The sequence below is a fragment of the Micrococcus sp. HMSC31B01 genome (genome assembly GCF_001816085.1).
Lineage (GTDB): Bacteria > Actinomycetota > Actinomycetes > Actinomycetales > Micrococcaceae > Micrococcus > Micrococcus luteus.
Genome location: NZ_KV824831.1, coordinates 1 through 1,112 on the forward strand (window position 1 = coordinate 1; position 1,112 = coordinate 1,112).

The 1,112-nt window shown below is 75.9% G+C and carries 1 protein-coding gene; it reads right to left on the reverse strand.

Features of this window, described 5'->3' with window-relative positions; genetic code table 11:
- Window positions 1-70: 70 nt before the first annotated feature.
- Window positions 71-1,112: succinylglutamate desuccinylase/aspartoacylase family protein (locus HMPREF3105_RS00475; RefSeq protein ID WP_070708512.1), on the reverse strand; the 1,042-nt coding region annotated here is incomplete at its 5' end.

Sequence of the window (1,112 nt, forward strand, 5' to 3'; positions counted from 1 at the left end):
CCCCGGCTCGCCCTGCGGTGGCCCCGGGTCAGCGCGCGGGCGTCGGGGCCCGCCGTCGTCGTGGGGGTGCTCACGCGTCCCATCCCCCGATGTGCACGAGGGCGTCGCCGCGGTGCACCAGGGGTGCCTCGGTGCGGCCGATGACCACGCCGGTCAGCTCGGCCTTCACGTGCGCGAGGCGGCGGCCGAACGAGTTGTAGAGCGCGCCGATCCGGTCCCCGGCGTTCACGCGTTCGCCGAGCGCGACGTCCAGGTGCACGAGGCCGTCCGCGCGGGCGCGCACCCAGGTGGACTGCCACACCAGGTAGGGGGCGTCCTGCTCACCGTCGACGACGTCGGGGTGCACGGCGGCGGTGTCCTCGCCGGTGGCGTCGGTCGCCTCGGGCACGTCCGTGGTCCGCTCCTCGGGGACCTCGCCGGGCAGCGGACCGGGGGCGTCGACGACGGCGTCCGGCCCGGGCTCGGTGAGCCCGATGTCCGCGGGGTCCACCATGTCCAGGGCGGCGAGCACGCGCAGGACCCCGTCCACGCCGGGGGCGATCGCGTACTCGTCGAACCGCCAGGCCTCACCGGCCTCGTAGAGCAGCACGCGCGCGCCGGTCTCGCGGGCCGCGGCGCGCAGGGAGCCGTCCCGCAGGCGGGCGTGGAAGAGCACGGGCGCGCCGAACGCCTCGGCGAGCGCACGGGTCTGGGAGTCCTCCAGGTCGCACCGGATCTGCGGCAGGTTGGAGCGGCGGTCCGCGCCGGTGTGCAGGTCGATGCCCACGGTGCAGCGGCCGATCACCTCGGTCATCATCAGGTGCGCGATGCGCGAGGCCAGCGAGCCCCGGGCGGAGCCGGGGAAGGAGCGGTTCAGGTCGCGGCGGTCCGGCAGGTAGCGGTCCCCGGCCATCACGCCGAGCACGTTGACGATGGGCACGGCCAGCAGGGTGCCGCGCAGCTGCGTGGGCTGCAGGCGCTCCAGGACGCGGCGGACGATCTCGACGCCGGCCACCTCGTCCCCGTGGATCGCGGCGGAGACCCACACGGTGGGCCCGTCCTCGCGGCCGTGCAGCACGTGCACGGGCAGGGTGACGTCCGCACCCGTGACGAGCTGGGAGATCGGCAGGGAC